General features: G+C 70.4%; 16 protein-coding genes. 8 read left to right on the top strand and 8 right to left on the bottom strand.

Annotation, left to right across the window (positions count from 1 at the left end; genetic code table 11):
• Window positions 1–14: 14 nt before the first annotated feature.
• Genes BLQ73_RS12660 through BLQ73_RS12640 form a run of 5 tightly spaced genes read left to right on the top strand, consistent with a single transcriptional unit; the run spans window position 15 to window position 5,385 of the window.
• Complete coding sequence (locus BLQ73_RS12660) at window positions 15–1,574, top strand: ABC transporter substrate-binding protein (RefSeq protein WP_176955408.1); 1,560 nt, start codon at window positions 15–17, stop codon at window positions 1,572–1,574.
• Window positions 1,575–1,584: 10 nt separating this feature from the next.
• The gene (locus BLQ73_RS12655) at window positions 1,585–2,532 is read left to right on the top strand and encodes an ABC transporter permease (RefSeq protein ID WP_275936287.1); all 948 of its coding nucleotides are present in this window, start codon (window positions 1,585–1,587) and stop codon (window positions 2,530–2,532) included.
• A complete protein-coding gene (locus BLQ73_RS12650) occupies window positions 2,529–3,386 on the top strand; it encodes an ABC transporter permease (protein WP_176955406.1) in 858 nt (285 codons plus the stop codon). Before BLQ73_RS12655 ends, BLQ73_RS12650 begins: the two co-directional genes overlap by 4 nt.
• Window positions 3,383–4,378, top strand: coding sequence for an ABC transporter ATP-binding protein (locus tag BLQ73_RS12645; protein WP_093170620.1), 996 nt, complete (start codon window positions 3,383–3,385; stop codon window positions 4,376–4,378). The genes BLQ73_RS12650 and BLQ73_RS12645 overlap by 4 nt, the downstream gene beginning before the upstream one ends.
• Window positions 4,375–5,385 carry an oligopeptide/dipeptide ABC transporter ATP-binding protein gene (locus tag BLQ73_RS12640; protein WP_093170619.1) on the top strand — a complete coding sequence of 337 codons (1,011 nt, stop codon included), beginning with the start codon at window positions 4,375–4,377 and terminating at the stop codon, window positions 5,383–5,385. Before BLQ73_RS12645 ends, BLQ73_RS12640 begins: the two co-directional genes overlap by 4 nt.
• 144 nt (window positions 5,386–5,529) lie before the next feature.
• Here the strand turns inward: BLQ73_RS12640 and BLQ73_RS12635 are convergent, their stop codons facing one another.
• Together BLQ73_RS12635 and BLQ73_RS12630 are read right to left on the bottom strand one after the other, a co-directional pair.
• A complete protein-coding gene (locus tag BLQ73_RS12635; RefSeq protein ID WP_093170618.1) occupies window positions 5,530–6,210 on the bottom strand; it encodes a DJ-1/PfpI family protein in 681 nt (226 codons plus the stop codon).
• Window positions 6,211–6,444: 234 nt separating this feature from the next.
• Window positions 6,445–7,878, bottom strand: a complete 1,434-nt coding sequence (locus tag BLQ73_RS12630; RefSeq protein WP_093170732.1) for an MFS transporter — start codon at window positions 7,876–7,878, stop codon at window positions 6,445–6,447.
• Between the two features lie 236 nt (window positions 7,879–8,114).
• Here BLQ73_RS12630 and BLQ73_RS31205 point away from each other — a divergent pair, with 236 nt between their 5' ends.
• Window positions 8,115–8,720, top strand: coding sequence for a glycoside hydrolase family protein (locus BLQ73_RS31205; RefSeq protein WP_143020225.1), 606 nt, complete (start codon window positions 8,115–8,117; stop codon window positions 8,718–8,720).
• 51 nt (window positions 8,721–8,771) lie between these two features.
• Here BLQ73_RS31205 and BLQ73_RS12620 read toward each other — a convergent pair whose 3' ends face one another.
• The 6 genes from BLQ73_RS12620 to BLQ73_RS12600 form a co-directional block, all read right to left on the bottom strand.
• Window positions 8,772–10,034: a lanthionine synthetase LanC family protein gene (locus BLQ73_RS12620; protein WP_093170616.1), complete on the bottom strand. Its 1,263-nt coding sequence runs from the start codon at window positions 10,032–10,034 to the stop codon at window positions 8,772–8,774.
• Between the two features lie 5 nt (window positions 10,035–10,039).
• The gene (locus BLQ73_RS12615; RefSeq protein WP_143020224.1) at window positions 10,040–12,973 is read right to left on the bottom strand and encodes a lantibiotic dehydratase; all 2,934 of its coding nucleotides are present in this window, start codon (window positions 12,971–12,973) and stop codon (window positions 10,040–10,042) included.
• Window positions 12,974–13,025: 52 nt separating this feature from the next.
• Window positions 13,026–13,181, bottom strand: coding sequence for a hypothetical protein (locus BLQ73_RS32365; protein WP_176955405.1), 156 nt, complete (start codon window positions 13,179–13,181; stop codon window positions 13,026–13,028).
• A 67-nt stretch (window positions 13,182–13,248) separates the two neighbouring features.
• A complete protein-coding gene (gene fxlM, locus BLQ73_RS12610) occupies window positions 13,249–14,484 on the bottom strand; it encodes a methyltransferase, FxLD system (protein ID WP_093170614.1) in 1,236 nt (411 codons plus the stop codon).
• A gap of 408 nt (window positions 14,485–14,892) precedes the next feature.
• Complete coding sequence (locus tag BLQ73_RS12605; RefSeq protein ID WP_093170731.1) at window positions 14,893–15,246, bottom strand: ArsR/SmtB family transcription factor; 354 nt, start codon at window positions 15,244–15,246, stop codon at window positions 14,893–14,895.
• A gap of 70 nt (window positions 15,247–15,316) precedes the next feature.
• The gene (locus BLQ73_RS12600) at window positions 15,317–18,100 is read right to left on the bottom strand and encodes an ATP-binding protein (protein ID WP_093170613.1); all 2,784 of its coding nucleotides are present in this window, start codon (window positions 18,098–18,100) and stop codon (window positions 15,317–15,319) included.
• 329 nt (window positions 18,101–18,429) lie between these two features.
• On the opposite strand from BLQ73_RS12600, the gene BLQ73_RS12595 reads away from it, so the two are divergent.
• Together BLQ73_RS12595 and BLQ73_RS12590 are read left to right on the top strand one after the other, a co-directional pair.
• A complete protein-coding gene (locus tag BLQ73_RS12595; protein ID WP_245691034.1) occupies window positions 18,430–18,840 on the top strand; it encodes an Hsp20/alpha crystallin family protein in 411 nt (136 codons plus the stop codon).
• A 9-nt stretch (window positions 18,841–18,849) separates the two neighbouring features.
• On the top strand, window positions 18,850–19,317 hold the full coding sequence (locus BLQ73_RS12590; protein WP_218125819.1) for a general stress protein: 468 nt from the start codon (window positions 18,850–18,852) through the stop codon (window positions 19,315–19,317).
• Window positions 19,318–19,322 lie beyond the last annotated feature (5 nt).

Raw genomic sequence — 19,322 nt, 5'->3', positions numbered from 1 at the left:
CTGGTGATTTTCCCATGGTGAGAATCAAGTCCGTTGGGTGTGTCCTGCTGGCCCTGTCCTTACTCGTCACCGGCTGCGGCGGCAGTGGTGGCAAGGACGGTGGCAACAAAACGGCCGAAGGCGAGGTGTCACGCGACACCGGAACGCCGAAACGTGGTGGGAGTCTCACGATCCTGCGCGCGTCCGACATCGACGGCTGGGATCTGGACAAGGCGATCCAGCTCTCGACGTTCGAAACCCTGCCCCAGGTCATGGAGGGCCTCGTACGCCCCGGGGCGGACGGCAAGTCGATCGAGCCGGGTCTCGCGGAGAGCTGGAAACTGGACGCCAAGGCGAAGACCATCACCTTCACGCTGCGTCCCGGGCTGACCTTCAGCAACGGGCAACCCGTGACGTCGGCGGATGCCGCGTTCTCGGTTGATCTGTGGCGTAAGGGCCTCTCCCTTGGCTCCCTTTACGCGGCCATCACCGGCACCGCGACACCGGACCCGCGGACGCTCGTCATCAAAATGAACAAGGCGAGCACGTTCACGCTCACCTGGCTCAGCAATGGCTCCTCGATTGTCGTGCCGAAGGACTTCGGCGGGATGGACCGCAAGGAGTTCTTCACCAAGCCGATCGGCGCCGGGCCGTTCGTGGTGGCCTCGTACAAGCCGGGCCAGCAGCTCGTGCTCGACCGCAACCCGCGCTATTACGATGCCGAACGCCCCTACCTGGACCGCCTCACCTACGACGTGGTGACCGACCCCAATCAGCAGATGCTCCGCTACCAGAGCCGTCAGGCCGACATGATCGAGGGGGTTCCGCTCGATCTCGCCGGTCAGATCCCAGAGAACGAGCGCATGCCCATCCATCCGTCCGCGACGATTCACGGGGTCTTCGTCAACGCCGCCAAGGCCCCCGGGAGCGACGTCCACTTCCGGCGCGCGGTCAGCTTGGCGATCGACCGGGCCCAATACATTCAGGCGGTCTTCGGCGGGCTGGCCGTCCCCGCCACCGGCGGCCTCCCGCCGCGCGTCCAGGGCTCGGTCGGTTGTGGCTGCGTCTACGACACCGGTGTGGAGAAGGCGAAGGCGGAGCTCGCGAAGTCCTCATACAAGCCGGGAACGAAGGTCGAACTGGTCGTCGACGCGGCGACGCCGTTCTCCACCAGGGCGGGAGAGGTCGTCGCTTCGCAGCTGCGCGCCATCGGCATCGACGCCGACCTGCAGAAGCTCGAGGCCCAGGTGCTCGTGGACCGGCAGATGCAGGGGAACTACAACCTCTCGCTGGGTGAGGTCAGCAGCGTGTCGCCGACGGTCGGCGATATCTTCGGCCTCATCGTCGCCACCGGCGGGCTCTACTCCGGCCTGCCGATGAAGACCATCTCGGATGCCTTCGAGCACTTGGAGGTGGCGCAGACGGACGACGAGCGGGCGGAGGCCGTGCGCGTCGCCGAGACATGGATCCACGACAATCTGCCCTACATCCCGATGGCCTTCCCCGACCGGCTCTTCGCCGTCTCGTCGAAGGTCAAGGGGCTTGAGGTCACGCCGTTCCTGTCCTACCCGGCTCACCAGCTCTGGGTGGGGTGAGCACGCAGTCATGTCCGCCGGACGACTGCACTTCGTGGTAGGCAGGTTAGCGCAGGTGTTTCCCGTGCTGGCCGCGCTTCTGCTCATCGTTGTACTGCTCCAGCAGATGATGCCCGGCGATCCCGCACGCGTCATCGCCGGGCCGCGGGCTACCGCCGAGCAGGTGGTGCAGGTCCGCCACGAACTCGGCCTCGACCGCCCGATCTTCGAACAGTTCGGAAGACACGTCTCGAATCTGCTGCAGGGCGACCTGGGAACATCGAACCGCACCGGGATCCCGATCACCACAATCGTGGGCGACCGGATCGGTGTGACGGTGTGGCTGCTCTTCGGCGGCCTCCTCGTCAGCACATTGCTGGCAATGCCCGCCGCGCTGCTGATGGCGCTCCGCCCCCGATCGCGGGGCGCACGGATATGCTCGCGCGCACTCACGATCATCATCAACTGCCCTCCGTTCTGGGTGGGCCTGATGCTGGCATCAGTGCTGGCACTCGGTACTGGATGGCTGCCCGTCGGAGGTTTCGGGGTCGATTTCGGGGACCGGGTCCGATCGATGATCCTGCCCTCGTTGACGATCGGTCTGGCGGTGATGCCACTGCTGGCGCGGAGTGCCGCCGCGAGCCTGAGTCAGGTGCTCACCGCGGATCACGTGACGACCGCGCGTTCGCTGGGCGTCTCCGGCTGGCCGCTGGTGCGTCGGCATCTGCTGCGCAACGCACTGCCGCCGGCCATCACCCTTCTGGCGATCCAGGCCGCCGCGCTGCTGTTCGGCGCTGTCATCGTTGAACAGACATTCGGCCTGCCGGGGCTGGGGGCGGAGATGATCACTGCCGCAAGCCAGCGTGACTTCCCGGTGGTCCAGGCTCTCACGCTGATCTTCGGCTTGGCCATCATCGGGATCAACCTGCTCGCCGACCTGGCGGTCGCACTGCTCGATCCGAGGACGACATGGCGATGACCGTATCCCCCCCGGCTTCCGGCCCCGACGTCGTCGTGAAGTCGCGTGCCTCGCGTGCGAAGCACTGGACGCGCTCGGCAGCCGCCTGGCTGCTGGCTCTCACGATCCTGGCCGCGGTCTTCGCACCGCTGCTCGCGCCGGCCGACCCGGGGCAACTGACACTCAACCAGCTTCAGCCTCCCAGCGCCGACCATCTCCTCGGCACCGACGCGCTCGGCAGGGACGTCCTGTCGCGCCTGCTGTTCGCGCTCCGCACCGACCTGATGCTGATGGTGTTCGCCGCCGGGCTGCCGATGCTGATCGGAACGTTGATCGGCGCCGTGGCCGCTTACTTTGGCGGCGTGCTGGACGCGGCGCTGCGCTGGGTGGCCGACATCTTTCAGGCACTTCCCGTCTATGTGCTGCTGATCGCCCTGGTGTTCGTGCTCGGGCCGGGTACGCAGTCGCTGCTCGTCGCGTTCAGCGTGCTCGGCTGGGTGGTGTACGCGCGGCTTATCCGAACGGAGGTTCGCCGGGTACGGGAGCAGGAATACGTCTCCGCGAGCTACCTGCTCGGCCTGTCACGTACCGCGGTGCTGTTCAAGCACGTGCTGCCGAACTCCCTGCGCCAGTCTTTCGTCTATCTCGCCACTGACATGGGGATGGCGCTTCAGGGCATCGCGGTCCTGTCGTTCTTCGGGCTCGGCGTCAAGGCGGGCACGCCGGAGCTCGGCGCGATGGTTTCCGAGGCTCAGCTGTACCTCCGCAGCCACTGGTGGCTGGCGACCTTCCCCGGCATCACGATCGTGATCCTCGGCTCCAGCGTCGCGGCGCTCGGCGACCGGTTGAGGGATCGCGGAGAGGTTGGCAGATGACATCACATCCGCTTCTCGAAGTGGACGGACTGCGTGTGGCAATCCGTCGGCAGGACACGGCGCTGACCGTGCTCGACGGCGTCTCCTTCGCGGTCGGAGCCTCACAGTGCCTCGGCATCGTCGGCGAGTCGGGGTGCGGAAAGTCGCTCACGCTGCGCGCCGCGATGGGGTTGCTGCCGCCGGGGATCGAACGCACCGGAGGGAAGATCCGGCTGAGTCTCCAGCCAGGGGCCGCGCCGTCCGAGGTCCAAGCCGGTCAGGTCGCCGGCCGTGGGCTGGCGATGGTCTTCCAGGACTCGCACGCGTCGCTCGATCCGACAATGCGCGTGGGAACCTTTATCGCCGAAACGGTACGTCGTCGCGGTGGAACCTCGCGTTCCGACGCGAGACGGCAGGCCGTGGAGCTGCTGGCGTCGGTCGGAGTCCCCGATCCCAAGGTGCGCTTCAACGCCTACCCGCACGAACTGAGCGGCGGCATGCGCCAGCGGGTGGCGATCGCGCTCGCACTCGCCACCGACCCGCGAGTCCTGCTGTGCGACGAGCCGACCACGGCTTTGGACGTGACGCTGCAGGCGCAGATCCTCCGCCTGCTCAACACCGCTCGCACCGAGCGGGGACTGGGCATGATCTTCGTCAGCCATGACATCGCGGTGATCCGCCAGATCGCCGACGTGGTCGCGGTCATGTACGCCGGGCAGATCATCGAGATTGGCACCGTGTCGGACGTGCTCGACCGGCCCCGGCACCCGTACGCCCGCGCGCTGATCGACGCGGTCCCGTCGATCGACGGGCCGGTCGGCCCCTTCCGATCAGTCCCGGGTTCCCCACCCGATCCGATCGACTACGGTTCGGCCTGCCGCTTCCTCGACCGCTGCGGGCATCGAGACACGGCGTGTGAGGGCGTCGTCAACGGCATCGACGGCCGCGAGGCCGGACATCGATCGGCCTGCGTCCACAACGGCACACTCGCGCACGGTTTGGAGGCCACATGAGCGGGCGGGTCATCGGGGTGGAGGGGCTCGTCGTGGAATACCCGGTGCGAGTCGGCTTCCTCCATCGGCGGCGCGTACGCGCGGTCGACGCAGTCGACCTGCACCTGGGTCGCGGCGAGATTCTGGGCCTCGTCGGAGAGAGCGGGTGCGGCAAGTCGACGCTGGCACGCGTCGTCGTCGGTCTCGCCTCGCCGTCCGCCGGACGGATCCTGCTCGACGGCGTTCCCGTGCCGTCGCGGCGCCCTCCGGAGATGCGCCGCCGCGTTCAGATGATCTACCAGGATCCGGGCTCCTCGCTCAATCCGCGGCGTACCGTGCTGCAGACGCTGGCGGAGCCGCTGCGCAGGCATCGCATCGTCCCGGCCGAGGAGATCGAGGGCCGGGCGCTGGAGCTGCTCGAAATGGTGGGGCTGGGGAAACGGCAGTTGTCCGCGCTGCCGCGCGAGCTGTCCGGCGGTCAACGCCAGCGGGTCGCGATCGCACGCGCGCTGGCCGTCGAGCCGGAGGTGCTGGTCGCCGACGAAGCCGTCGCCGCGCTCGACGCGTCGGTGGCGGGCGCCGTACTCAACCTGTTGCGCGACCTGCGTGACCGGCTCGGCCTGACAGTGCTCTTCATCTCCCACGACCTCGCGACCGTCCGGGGGCTCTGTGACCGAGTCGCTGTCATGTACATGGGATCCGTCGTGGAGGAGGGCCCCGTCGTGGAGGTCTTCGCCCGGCCGGGCCACCCGTACACCCGTGTGCTGCTCGACGCGGTCCCATCGCGCAGTCGGCGGCAGCCCGGCGTCGCGGTGCGCGGTGAGCCGCCCAGCCCGCTCCGGATCCCGTCCGGCTGCCGTTTCCACCCACGCTGCCCGGACGCGACGGCCCTGTGCGGTGAATCGAACCCGCCGGAGGCGCGGCGGAACGCGCAGCGGGTCATGTGCCACTTCGCTTGGCAGCCTGAACATGCTGCGGAACCGCAAGGGCAGGTCTCCGCTCTCACCCCGCCGACGCGCAAGGCGTGAGCGTGGCGCGAACGGCATCGGCGCCATACCGGCCCTCGACGAGCGAGTCGCTCACCGGCTGAAGGTGGGGCCCTGGCTCGCCTGCTGGACCGGTCCAAGACCGGGCCCCCAGGCGGCAGGGCCCCACATGGTCACCTTCAGGGCCTATGAGGCATCCGCGTCCGAGGCCTGAGAGCTCCGCACGGCCCAGGACGGACCGTAGTGCTGCTCCATCATTTCCTGCATGGAACGGAACACCTCTGCCGGAGCCTTACTCACCGAACCCGCGTCGTGCGGGGGCTGCGGGTCATACTCGATTCCCAACTGCACCGCCTGCGCGTAAGCGGGGCCCTGCAGCCGGTCGCAGACGAGCAACGCCATGTCGATGCCGGAGGACACCCCCGCCGCCGTGATGACCTTGCCGTCCTCGACGACGCGACGAGATGTCGGTTCGGCGCCGAAGCACCGCACGCTTTCGAGCTCGTACCAGTGGCTCGTGGCCCGGCGCCCCCGGAGCAGGCCCGCAGCGCCGAGCAGCAGCGACCCGGTGCACACCGACGTCGTCCACGTGCTCGTCTCATACACCCGGCGCAGCCAGGTCAGCAGTTCCTCGTCGTGCAGATGGTGCTGCGTGGTGCTGCCGCCCGCGACCACCACGACGTCCGGCCGCTCCATGCTCTCCAGCGGCTCGGCCACGAGCCCGAAGCCCGGCTGGTCCGCAGCGGTGAGTCCCGGGGTGGAGGCGACGAAGCGCACCCGGACATTGGGCAGCCGACTCAACACCTCGAACGGCCCGGTGGCGTCAAGCGCGGTGAATCCCTCGTAGATCACGATGGCGACGTCCACGTTCTGTACCTGCTCTCTCGATCGGTGTGCCAGGCAGTTAGTTTATCGACCGATCGATTAAAATCGCCACATGCGAAGCATGCAGAACGTGATGAACTCGCGAGTCCGCGCCGACGTCGCGATCCCCGGCGGCGGAACCGCGGGTGCGGTCGTCGCCGCCCGCCTTGGCGGGCGCTTGGCCGGTGCCGCTGACCGGCGACAATCAGGCCTGCGGGCGTGCGCTGACAAGTGTGGTCAGTGAGAGACGCGGTTCATGCTCTTCGCATCGGTCTGGCGGCGCCTGTGCCGCGGGCGCGCATCCCGGGTGCCTGTTCGACGGGTGGAGACGGGCTTTGGCCAGGTGCGGTGGTGGTGGTCGATCACGTAGTCGTGGCGATGGCGCCAGCCTTCGGCGGCGGGGTGGGCGTCGGCGAGGTGGGGGTGGCCGGGGGGAAGATCGGCGTGGAAGTGGACGAGCGGGACGGGGTCGTGCGAGGGCCACAGGGCCGCGGCGGCCACCGCGGCGGTGAGGGACAGGCCGCCGAGGGCGGCGGCGGTGACCGGGAGGCCATGTTCGGCGGCGAGCCAACCGGCCAGGGGATAGGTCACGAGCCAGCAGGCGTGCGACAGGGAGAAGTGCGCGGCGAAGGCCGAGGGCAGGTCGGCGTCGGAGGTGGAGCGGCGGATGACCCGCCCGGCGGGAGTCAGTACGGCCGAGCACGCGACGCCGATCAAGGCCCACGCGGCGAGGAGTGCCCACCACGACCACGCACCGGGCGCGGACCCGGTCAACACCGCCGCGCCGACCAGGAGCGCGGGCAGGCCGTACGCCGCGGGCAGCATCACGGCCCGGTCGCTCACGCGGCCCAGCAGGCGGGGCAGCAACAGGGCCGCCGCCATGGATCCCGCGCCGTAGGCGCCCAAGGCCAGCGAGACGTCTTCGGCGGAGCGGTGGAAGTGGTCGCGCACCACCACGACGGTGTTGACGAAGACGACGGCGCCGGCGGCGGCCACCGCGAGGTCGAGCGACAGCAACGCCCGCAGCCTCGGCGTGCCCCACCACAGGCGCGCCCCGTCGACGGCCGCCGCGTAGGCGCCACCCGCCCGCTCCACGGGCGCGGGCCTCGGCAGCACCACGGACACCACCAGCACCGCCGACGCCAGGAAACCGGCCGCGGTGCCGGTGAACAGCCACGGATAGGACACCAAGGCCAGTACGGCGGCGGCCAGCGCGGGGCTGAGCAGGCTTTCGGTGTCGTAGGCGATCCGCGACATCGACAGCGCCCGGGTGTAGTCGCGTTCATCCGGGAGGACCTGCGGGATGGTGGCCTGGAAAGTGGGCGTGAACGCCGCCGAAGCCGCCTGCAGCAGGAACACCAGCACGTAGATCTGCCAGACCTGGGTCACCAGCGGGAGCGCGAGTGCGACGACCGCGCGGGTCAGGTCCATGGCCACCATGAGCGCCCGCCGGGGCACCCGCCCGGCCATCGCGCCAACCACAGGCGCGATGCCGACATAGGCCACCATCTTGATGGCCAAGGCCGTGCCCAGCACCGCCGAGGCGTCGGCTCCCGCCAGCTCGTAGGCCAGAAGGCTCAGCGCCACGGTGGCGAGCCCCGTCCCGGCCAGCGACACCACCTGGGCCGTGAACAAGTGGCGATACGTGCGGTTACGCAGAACAGACGGCATCACAACATCGGCCCCATCCCATCCGGATCGACGCGGGCATACGGCCAATTGTAAATACATGTGCGCACCTATGCACATAACCCCTACGGCAGAAAGATGGGGAAGCCGTCATCCACGGCTTGATCTTGCCTTTCGGTAGATGCTGAAAAAGGCGCTGGGGAGTACGGCATCAGCAGGTGCTCAGGCCATACGCCCCAGGCGCGGCGAAGCGGCTGTGCCTTGTTGAGGCAGGCGACGTGTCAACGCTCGCGGCCGAGGAGGATGTGGGGGTAGCCGCGGTTGACGCGGTCGCCGAGTTCGACTCCCAGGTCGGAGATGAAGGCGTCGAGTTGAGCAATGGCTTCCTGCGGATCGGTGGCCTGGCCCTTGAACTCGAACTCTACGAAGTCTCCGGCGCCGGTCACCGTGTCGAAGGCGACCGGCCCAGCGATGCCGATCAACATCTCAACCGGCTCGACGGCGTCATCTCTGCGATGGCGGCTCGCCAGATCAAACGAGCTGACGAACGCATGGCGGCAGGCCGCAGACCCTCGCCTGGGGAGTTCGACCTCGTCCGGGGGCTCATCGGTTTGGGTGTCTACTTCCTGCGCCGCGACCCCACAGGCCCGTACCTTCGTGAAGTGCTCGGCTACCTGGTCCGCCTGACCGCTCCCATCCGCGCCGCAGACTCCGCCGGAACTAGGGCGCCTGGCTGGTGGACCGGCCATCTGCCCGAAGGCCGCCCTGCCACAAGATTCGCCGATGGTCATTCCGATCAGGGTATGGCGACGGTATCGGCTTTATCTATGGTGTCAAGCCCTTTCATCAAGGTCAGGGTTCTTTCAGGTGCAGAAGGCACGTGAGGGACGTGGAGACCGGCCGGGCTGCTTGGGCTTGGTGGTCCAGTGCGTTGTTCAGGACAGGAGCAGGGCTGCGTCCCATCGGGTGGGATTCTTGGGAGTTGGGAGGCCGCCGTGGTCGGCGAGGGCGAGGGCGATGCCGGCGGCTCCGGTCAGGAGTCCGGGGTCGTCGGTCGCGGTGTGGTGGTGGAGGTTCTGGACGGCGAAGGTGTGTCGAGGGTCGATTGCCGTGGTCAGGGCGGTTGCTGCGAGGTCGGCGGTGGCGGGGTGGCTGGCCGCGCCTTGCAGTATTCCGGCGGTGCCGTGGCAGAGCGCCGGTCCTTCGGTGTCCCACCGGTCGGCGGCCTGGTCGGCCAGGGCCGTGATGGCTGTGGTCCCGGCCTGGGCCGGTCGCGGGTCGTTGAGTGCTCGGCCAGCGGCGGTGAGGGCGCGGCCGATGCCGGGGGTGCCGTAGCACCAGGCGTCGCGTCGTCCTGGGGCCGGGTTGGGTGCGGGTTGCTGGTTGTCGAGTTCGGTGCCGGTGATGTGGGGCGGCCAGGTCGTGGTGTCGGGTGACTGCCAGGTGAGGAGCCAGGATGTGGCCGTGCGGATCGCGGTGGTCTGCCCGCCGATCGTCCACCCGGCGGATGCCGAGGTGGCCAGCAGGGTGAGTGGCCCGGCGATGCCGTGGGCCATCCCGGTCTCGGCCACGCCTGACAGCGAGACGCCGCCCGTAGTGGTGTGGCCGTCGGCGGGTAGCCACCAGCCGGGCCGTGTTTCGCTGCGCGGGGTGTTGATCATGGTGGTGAGGGTGGTGAGCGCGGCGAGCAGACCTGGTTCAGCGTCGCGGTGCCCGTCTGCGAGGGCGGCGAGCAGGATCCGGCCGGTCCCGGCGAGGCCGGTGATGACGTCGTAGAGCGCCCAGGTGGGTGGTGTCATGGGGTCGCGGCGGAGGCGTTCGTGGCGGGCGGTGGCTTTGTTGACAGCTTGGGCCGTCAGCCATTTCACGGCGTGCCGGATGTCGGGCAGTTGCGGTTCGGGATCGGCGAGGTAGGTCTCGCCGAGGATGAGGGAGGCGGCCATACCTCCGGGTGCGGCGAACACGCCGGGGTGTGCGGCGCGTGGGCGGGGCCCGGTCGCGGCGGCGGCCCAGTGGGTGCGGGCCGCTGTTTCGAAGGAGGGGTCCACTCGGGCGAGGCGGGCGTGCAGGAGCGCGGTGCCGGCCAGGCTCTGAAGGGAGGCCGCCGGCCTGTCGGGGACGGCGGCCAGGACTTGTTCGGGGTTCAGGAGGCGTTCGGCGATAGTGATCGCCTGCTGGGCGGCTTGGGCGGTGTCCACGTCAGTTAAGTCGCTGGCTGGTGGCCGAGAGCGGGATCGGGGGCGAAGAGCAGGTCGACCGCGAGCGCCCGCGTCAGGGGTTCGAGGGCGGTGCCACCGAGGAGCCGGTTGATGTGCATGTGGGTCAGGGAGGACGCGCAGTCGATGCGGCGGGCCGGGTTCAGCACGTTCCGGTAGGTGGTCAGTGCCTCCTCGCGGGCGATCCACGCCGGGTGTGTGGTCGGCACCGCGGCGGTTCCCGCCGGTGTGGTCCTGGCTGCTGCTCGGGTGCGGGTGCGCAGATCGGTGAGGCGCCTGCGGGTTCGGCGGTCGAGGTGGTGGCCGGTGAGCGCGGCCCGGTCGCCGTCGGTTAGGGTGCGGATGATCGTCACGGCGGACAGTGCAGCAACGACGATCCGCTGGTCGGGGTCCTGTTCCGCGGTGAGTGCGGCCAGCACCAGGCGGGAATCGGTGGTGAACACCTGCTCAGCGGCATCCATGGTGCGCGGGGTGCCGCCGTAGCGTTCGATTTCCTGCTCATACGGTTCGACGGACAGGCTGCTTGCGAGTCGTTGCTGGATGAGGTCGGTGGTCAGGGCGGCGACGGCGGGCAGTATCCGGCCGCCCAGATGCGCGGGATCGCCGTAGAACCGGACGCGCAAGTGGGGTCCGTGGTGGTCGGCGTACCGCAGCCAGAACCATGGGATGTCGAGGCCGTCGGCGGCGGCCAGGCGGGCGAGGACCTCGTCTTGGCAGGTAGCGGGCGTGCGGATGACCAGGGACAGCCACCGGCTGCCGGGCAGGTGCGATCCTCGGGCCGCTGCCTGGGGGATCGCTGATGGCCGGGTGGGCACCGGCGGTGATGATTTACGGGCGAAGGACACGACGAGTTCCAGGGCGTGCGGGCCTTGCGGGCCCGCCACGACACCCTGGACGGCGCCAGACCCGCCCGGCTCCTCGGTGACGGCGGTGATTCCTCGCCTGACGTGGCGGCGCAGCATAGCCCGGTCATCGGCGCGCCGCAGGTCGATGGGGAGGGCCCGGTCATGATCGGTGACGACGACGACCTGCGGCGGGGCGGGCATCGCCGTCGCCTGCCAGACATCCAGGGCGGCGTCCCAGCCGACGGCACGGTGGGCGGTGTCGATCACCGTGGGTGGGAGGACCCATCGGGCAGGGCTGAGGATCGTAGGCCCGTAACGGACGCGCGGCTGGAACGGGGTGCCGGACAGCGGCCCCCACGACCAGGTCTGCCAGGGCCGTGCTCCGTGCTGTCCGAGTAACCGCAAAAACTGGGCGATCGGCGGAAGCAGGTGGGGTGACAGCCGCGAATACAGCACCGGGATGATCGCCTGGTCCAGGCGGACCGACCAGAGCGTCAGGCGCCGCCCGTCGGAGGACAGCAGCAGGTCGTCGACCTTCAGGTCGCCCGGCCGGACCGGAACGCCCAGGGGGATCCGGTGAGGGGCGAAACCAGTCTCCGGCGCGAGCGTCATCCCCGACGGGGTGCGGGAACGCACCGCCAGTTCCGCGACCAGCGCGTCCGGCTCCTGATAGTCGACTTCCCGCAGGGTGGGCAGGAGGCCTGCGAATCGTCCCGAGGACGATCCCGCCTCCTGGGTGCCGCCGCCGGGATACACCGCCAAGTGAAGGCGTCCCGCCGCCGCGTCCTCCGCGGAGCCGGCCACGACTCGCGCGTAGATCTCGCCGGTCCGTGGCGGCGTCGCGGCCTCGTTGCCGTGCGCCGCGACTAGTCTCTCCACCGTCGCGGCGTCCAGTTCGACCTCCCGCCGATTGCCTGCGGTCGCAGAGGCGATCATCGATGCGAGGAGGGTCACCTGATCGCGCGGCATGGCGGGGGCGGTGTCGGCCGGGCAGGGGGCGATCCCCAGCACGGGATCGAGAGCGTCGAGAACAGGCACGAGACGGTGCCGTCCGTATCTGGTGGCGAACCGGTCGTGGAAGCCGGCCAGTGGATCGGGGCCGCTGCCGATCCGCCACAGGACCGCCGCCGCGTCGGCGGCCTGGCGGGCCAGCCCGGCGGGCACGATCAGGTCGGCGTCGATGGCCACGTCGACCCGCAGGGGGCGTTCGTGGACGAGGATCCGGTCGGCGGCCTCTCGTGCGGCGATCAGCAGGTCCAGGCGCTGTGGTGCGCCAGGTGGGTGGGCGTCGGCGTCGGCAAGGTGTCGGCGCAGGAGCGTCAAATCCTCGCGTAACGGGTTGCCGACGGGAATGCCACGGAGAAGGTGTCCCAGCGGGTCGTCGTCGCCTCGTTCGGGTAGCAGGCCGGGCAGCAGGAACCCGAGCCGCACCAACTCCACCGCCATGGCGCGGACCGAGGGTTCAGCAGCTGTGGGCCACCTGGTGGTGACGGCCGTAAGCGCCTGGCTCCACGAGGCGCCTCGCTCGCATACCTTCATGATCAGTGTGGTGGCGTCGGTCGCCCGGACGGTGACCCGGCGCACTCCGGCCGTCCCGGGCTCGGCCGGGCGTTCGTGTTCCAGCCGGTCGCCCCGCTGGACCGTCAGATTGTTGGCCGACAGTGTGAGCGACGCCAGGACGGCAGGGTCGCGAAGGAGCCGGTCGGCCACCGCGGCGAGCCAGCCGGGGTCGGGGACGGTGCGGGCCCGGTGCGCGCCGCCCATCGTTAACACCGGTGTCCCGTCGCGGTCGGACAGGCCTGCGGTGGTGACCCCGGCGAACACCCCGTGCGGGGTGGGTCGCGACCGCGCCCGGAGCGTGTAGCCGCGCACGGTGGCGGCCGCACGGCTGACCGGGCGACCATCGGCGGTCCCGCAGACGAGCGCGCCCGCTTGCCGGGACGCCAGGAACATGCCCTCGCGGACCAGCGGATCAACCGGCTCCGGCGTATCGCCGGTGCCGCCCGGACGGATCAGGGCAAGCAGCGGAACCCGCGCCAACACCACAGGAAACGGCACGAACATGCTGTTCGTCATGACCGGAACCTCGGGTCCCACGGGGAGCGGTATCCGAGTCCCTGCAACTGGGTCAGTTGCCGCCGCAGCCCGCGCAGGTCTGGGTGCACGTGTCGCTGGTGCAGTCCTCGGAGTCCATGCCGACAGGAAGCTCGTGCACGGGCCCGACCTGGGCGTCCAGGTCGAACAGGTCGGCGACCATAGCGGCGGGGGTTTCGACTGCGCTCATGAGCCAGACGATACGCCCGCGCGATGCCGCACGCACGGAGATCGCGGCGAAACACAGAGTATGCGCATCAGGTGGATTCGGTGAGGACGAAGACCCTGCTGTGCCGCTTGTCCGCTGTGATCATGGCTGGGCGGTCGGTGCTCCCGGCTGGATGGATCTCGATGCGGATTCCGGAAAGGGCGTCGCGGGCGCGGCCCCAGGAGCGGATCCGCTCGGCGACCTCGGTGGCGAGCCGATCCCTGTCCGGCCCGTAGGCGCACGCTCCGAGTTCGACCATTTCCTGGCCGTCTTTGCCGGCGGCGGGACGGCGGATCAGGTAAGAGAAGGTATTGGGGGTGTAGCAGCCCATGCTGCCCCAGGAGTAGATCGGGTCGACCAGACCCGCCTCCCGGGCCTGGGACAGCACGATGATCCGGCAGACCTCCGCGGCGGCTCCGGCAAGCCAGAAATCCAGGTGCACCATCGGCTTCCACGGCACCACCACCCCCGACCACGCCAGCGCCGGCGGGGCGTCCAGCGCAGCCGCCAGCGCGACCACGCTGACCGGCTTCCCGTCATCGACGCGGATCCGCACCCCCCGGCTCGGGGGCAGTTCCAGGTTGAGTTCTTCGACGGCGCCCGGGCCGCGCATCGGCATGAACCCGCACTCCTCAATCGACACGCTCCGCCACACCTGCCCGTCGAGCTCCAGGCCCACCGCTCGCGTCACACCCCGAATCCGCAACGGCACCACCAGGCGGCCACCCGGCGCCAGCTGTTCCCGCCAGGCGGGCGGCACGTCCCACGCTCCCGCGGTCACGATGATCCGGTCATACGGAGCATCTCCGGCATAGCCGTCCGCGCCGTCGCCGTGCACCACCCGCACCCGGTCATAGCCCGCTGTGGCCAGGCTGCGCCGGGCGCCCTCCACGATCTCCTCGCCGATATCGATCGTGGTCACGGACCCGGACGGGCCGGTGAGCTCGGCCAGGCAGGCCGCGTTGTAGCCGGTGCCCGCGCCGATCTCCAACACCCGATCGCCAGGCCGGACGTCCAACTGCTCCAGCATCACCGCGACCACCCCGGGCCCGGACGCCGAACTGATCGCGATCCCGTCCTCGTCCCTGAAGGTGACCACGGACTCCGGCCCATACGCCTGCTCCAGCGGCGCCTCGGGCACGAACAGGTGCCGGGGCACCGCCCGCATCGCGGCCTCCACGGCCGCCGTGTGGACGCCACCCCAGCTCCGCAGCCTGTCGACCATCGCAGCACGCAGATCGTCCGCCGAAGCGGGAGTGACGGTCGAAGCCGTGTCGATTCCCATGGCCCCAGCGTATTGTTCCCAGGCTCGGGCGGGCGGCGCTTACGCGCCACCACCCACCCCCATAGGCTCAGCTCCCGGCCGCTCTCCACCCGGATCAGCCAGATCGAATCCCGAGCCGAGCAAGCTCGACAGGGTGGGCCCGACGGCGTTCTCCGCGCCGCCGAAGCCCTCAATCTGGCTGCTCTCCTGATCAGTGATCTCGGCATCCCGGAGCTGGCCCGTGACCTGTGCTGGCGGCAGTTCGATCTGTTCCGCGAGGCCGGATCGCTGCCCTCAGCCGTTGTTTGCACCACCATCGCACCGCTAGGCCTGGCGTTTACCCTGGGCTTTGTCTGCCGTTGTCCAGATTCAGGTTCTTATCGATCAGGACCGGTATCTACGCTGGAGACGGCGAGGACGCGTCCACGGTCAGTCGTGGGGTGGTAGGCCGCCGATTTGGTGGTCGGCGACGTTCAGGGCCTCTTCGACCAGTCTGCGCAAATGGCCGTGGCGCAGCGAGTAGACCACCCGGCGCCCGTCCTTGCGTGTGGTCACGAGCCCGGCGAGTCGCAGTTTGGCCAGGTGCTGGCTGACCGAGGGGCGGGGTGCTCCGCATGCCTCGGTGAGTGTGGTGACGTCGGCTTCGCCGCGCCCCAACTGCTCCAGGAGGGCCAGGCGGGTGCGGTCGGCGAGGAGCACCAGGACGCCCGCCGCGACCTCCAGTCGGCGCTCGTCCTGCGGCTGCGATGCATGTGCACCTGCGTGATGCGAGCTCATGCTCATGTGCCCATGGTAGGGCCGGAGCCCGTACACGTGCTGGTGTGCGCTCCCATGCACGCAACACGGAGAGGCGTCATCCCGGAGGCCGGTGGGGGTGGCGGTCCTGTTCGGCGGTCAGGCGGGCCAGGGCCACGCGGGAGGTGATGTCCAGTTTGCGGAAGATCTGGCGGAGGTGGAACGCCACGGTGTGAACGCTGATGAACATCTGGTCCGCGACCTGGCGGTTGGTCAGTCCTTGGGCGACGAGGCGGGCGATGAGCTGCTGGGTGGCGGTCAGGCCGTCCCAGCCCAGGCGGTCGCCTTGGCCGCGGGTCCAGTGGCGGTGCCGTACGCCGAGCCTGCGCAGCCTGCGGCGCACCCGGGCGGCGTCTCGCGCCGCCCCTGTCGTGCCGTAGCCGGCGAGCGCGTCGTCGAGGTGGTGGACGGCGTCGTCGCGCTCTCCGCGCTGGGCGAGCGCCGCGCCGAGGTCTTCTCGGGCGGAGGCGCGCGCGTAGTCGTCGCCGGCGTGGGCGACGGCGGCGGCGAGGGTGGACGGGTCGTCGTCGAGCAGGCCGCGCGCGTGGGCCGCGGCGGCGGGGAGGAGGGGGATCCCCGGGTTGTCCTCGGCCAGGCGGCTTGCCGCGGCGGCCACGGTCTGGGCGCGGGGCCGGTCGTTCACGCTCAGGGCGAGGCGCACCAGCCAGGTCGCGGCGGTCGGTTCCACGATGAGGAGCGAGCGGCGCCGGTCGAGCGCCGGGTAGAGATCGGCGAGCAGCCCCATCGCCCGGTGCGGGTGCCCGAGGGCCTCGGCCACCTGCGCGGCGATCATGAGGCAGCGCGCCCGCCCGTGTGTCGCGGCGTAGTCGCAGATCCGGGCGCGGTCGGCCTGCACACAGGCCGCCGCCGTGTGCAGGTCTCCCCGCCTCAGGGCCGCCGCCCCGAGCACCGCCATGCCGAGCGGCGTGAACAGGTGGGTGCCCAGCGCGTCCGCGGTGACCAGCCCCGACTCGGCCCGCGCGGCGGCCTCCGCGGGCCGGTGGCGGGCCAGTTCGAGGCGTGCGTCGAGTACGGCGGAGCCGGCCGCCCACGTGACGCCGCCTTCCGCGCGCGCGGCCCGCAGCACGGTCTCCGCCTCGTCGAGGCGGCGGACATCCAGCAGCATCGACGCCAGCGCAGGCCGCGGGTGTGTACGGCGGGCCGCCCGCGAGCCCTCGTCCGCCCGCCGGACCGCTTCGCGGGCCAGGCCGAGCCCGTCGTCGAGCCGGCCGCGGTGCCACGCGGCGGCCGAGAGCACCATGAGGGCGGCGACCTGCGCCGCGTCACCGTCGCGCCCGGCGTCGGCGAGGATTGTCTCGGCCTGCCGTACGGCGTCGTCGCCGTACGGCTGGCCGGCGAGGGCGTGGAGCAGCGTCGCCTCGGCCTCGTCGCGGGTCTCGTCGGGGAGCGCGGGCTCGGCCAGGGCCGCCCGCGCCTCGGCGGCGGCGTCGGCCGTCCGCCCGCACAGCAGCCGGACGCAGGAGAGCGCGCAGCGCATCCGGGCCTCCGCCGGCGGCGGAAGCATGTGGGCCGGCGCCGCGGTGAGCAGCTCGGCGGCGTCGGCGAGCCGTCCCGCCTCGGTCATGGCCCGCGCGGCGGTCAGGGTGCGGGCGGCGTGCTGGGGGGAGCCGTCGTCGGTCAGCTCCAACGCCCTCACCGCGACGTCGGCGGCGGTTTCCGGCGCGTCGGCGAGGAGCTCGTCCACCGCCCGGTCGAGCCCCGCCAGGGTGCGCGTGTCGCCGGGCCGGCCGCCCAGCAGGAGGTGGGTGACCGCTCCCGCGGCGGACCCTCCGCGATCCAGCAGGAGCCCCCCGATCTGATGGTGCAGGGCCTGGCGCATCGCGAGGGGTAGGCCCTCGACGACGGCTTTCCTGATCAGCTCGTGCCGGAAGAGGAGACAGTCCGCCTCCGCCGTCACGATGCCGGCGTCCATGATCTCGTCCAGGGCGGGCAGCAGGGCGGACGGCGTCCTGTCGAGCATGTCGGCCACATCTTCGGGGGAGAACGACCGGCCGAGCAGCGCCGCGATCTCGACCACTCCCCGCGCCTGGCCGCTCAGCCGTTCGAGGCGGCCGGCGGCCAGCGCGTGGATCCGCCGCGGGAGCCGTTCGGCGATCAGGCGGGCGAGCCCTCCGGAGACGGTGACGGCGTGCTCCTCGTGCAGACCGGTCACCAGTTCGACCAGGAGGAGCGGGTTGCCCGCCGCCCCGGCCGCGAGTTCCAGCAGTTCGCGGCCGGGGCGCGCGTTCAGAAGGTCGGCGATCACCTGGGCCGCGGCGTCGTCGGTCAGGGGGGCGAGCTCCAGCCGTACGGCTCCCCGCGCGGCCAGCGCGGTGAACAGATGCTCGACCTCCGCTGCGCGGTGGGTGGTGTTCCTCGCGAGCAGCCACACCAGAGGCTGCCGGGAGAGCTGTGACTCCAGGGTTCCGACCGCCATCAAGGTGGCCGGATCCGCCCATTGGAGATCGTCCAGGACCACGGTGAGCGGGGCGCGGGAGGCGAGCGCCTCGGCCTTGGCGCGGAGCCGTTCGACCAGGGCGACGCGCGTGTCGATCGGCGACATCCGATCGCCCGCCCGGTCGCCCGCCCGATCGCCCGCCGCGGTGGGCGGCTCGTCCAGGGCCGCGCACAGCGGTGCCATGGGGGCGAGCTGCCCGGGTTCCTCCGCCCGCCCGGCCGCGACCGCGAAGCTCCACGCGGCGGCCTGGCCGGCCGCCTCGGCGAGGAACGCGCTTTTTCCCACGCCGAGCTCGCCGTCGAGCAGAAGGACCCCGCCCTTGCCCGACCTCGCCGCGTGGAAAAGGTCAAGGACCAGCTCCCACTCGTGCTCACGTCCGCGCATTCGACCACTCTCGAACTGTGTGAAAATGCTCGCCGCCTGTCGCGAGGGGAGTGCTTTTTAGCGTAAGCGAGGCGTTCCCACATCCCCCAGGCGGGTCGGCGCCGGGCCGGCGGATCGCGGCTGCGACGGGCGTCGGCTCGCAGAGGACTACTCACCTTGAGGATGTAGCGGCCGTCCGGCGGAGCAAACCTCAAAGGAAGGGGCCTCTGCCACCGCCGTGTCAGGCGTGAAGGCCCCGGCTTTGAACCACACGAGTTTCAGTGGAGGTCGCGGTCATGTCGATGCTTCAGCCCCGGAGAGGCGCGCACGGAGCGTACCGCCTGTCGCCGATGCGTGAGTTCGAGGACGTCTACGACCACCTGGGGCGGCTGATGAGCGCGGCCCTCGGTGAGACGGCGATGTCTGCGATGGCGGAGCTTCCCTGGTCTCCTCTGGGCGACATCTCCGAAACCGAGGACTCCTACATCATCGACATCGATCTACCGGGCGTGGCCAAGGATCAGATCAACGTTGAGCTGAACGAGCGCGAGCTCTCCGTCACCGGCGAGATGACCGAGAAGGAACGGGGCCGCCGGCACCACAGGACACGCCATACCGGGCGTTTCGAGTACCGCGTGATCCTCCCCGGCGAGGTCGACACGCAAGGCGTGAGCGCGCAGCTCGACGATGGCGTGCTCATGATCACCGCACCCAAGGCGGCGGCTGCCAAGCCGCGCCACGTCGAGATCTCCTCGGGATGAGCGATGGCCATGTCCGCATCCGGCTCCGTGGGGGCCGACTACACGCCAGTGGCGACGTACAACAACTACCTGCAAGCGCAGAAAGCGGTCGACTACCTCTCCGACAAGCACTTCCCCGTGCAGCAGACGGCCATCGTCGGCATCGGGCTGAAGCTGATGGAGAAGGTGCTCGGGCGCCTGACGTCCCTGCGGGCCATCGGGATGGGCGCGTTGAGCGGGGCCTGGATCGGCGTCCTGATCGGCCTGTTCCTGGCGATCTTCCTACCGCGGTTCGGCGCCGCCCTCGCCGTGATCCTCTGGGGCCTGATCTGGGGAGCGATCGCCGGAGCGATCTTCGGCCTCATCTCCTACCTGTTCACCCGCGGCCAACGGGACTTCATCGCGACCAGCCAACTGGTTGCCGACCGCTACGAGGTGCGCGTCGATCCCGCGCAGGCGGACAGCGCCCGTGACCTGCTCCGGGAGGGCGGGCTCTAGCGAGG

It is taken from the genome of Sinosporangium album, assembly GCF_900100605.1.
GTDB lineage: Bacteria > Actinomycetota > Actinomycetes > Streptosporangiales > Streptosporangiaceae > Sinosporangium > Sinosporangium album.
Note: the sequence above shows the minus strand (reverse complement) of the source record. Positions and strands in the feature narration are given on the sequence as shown.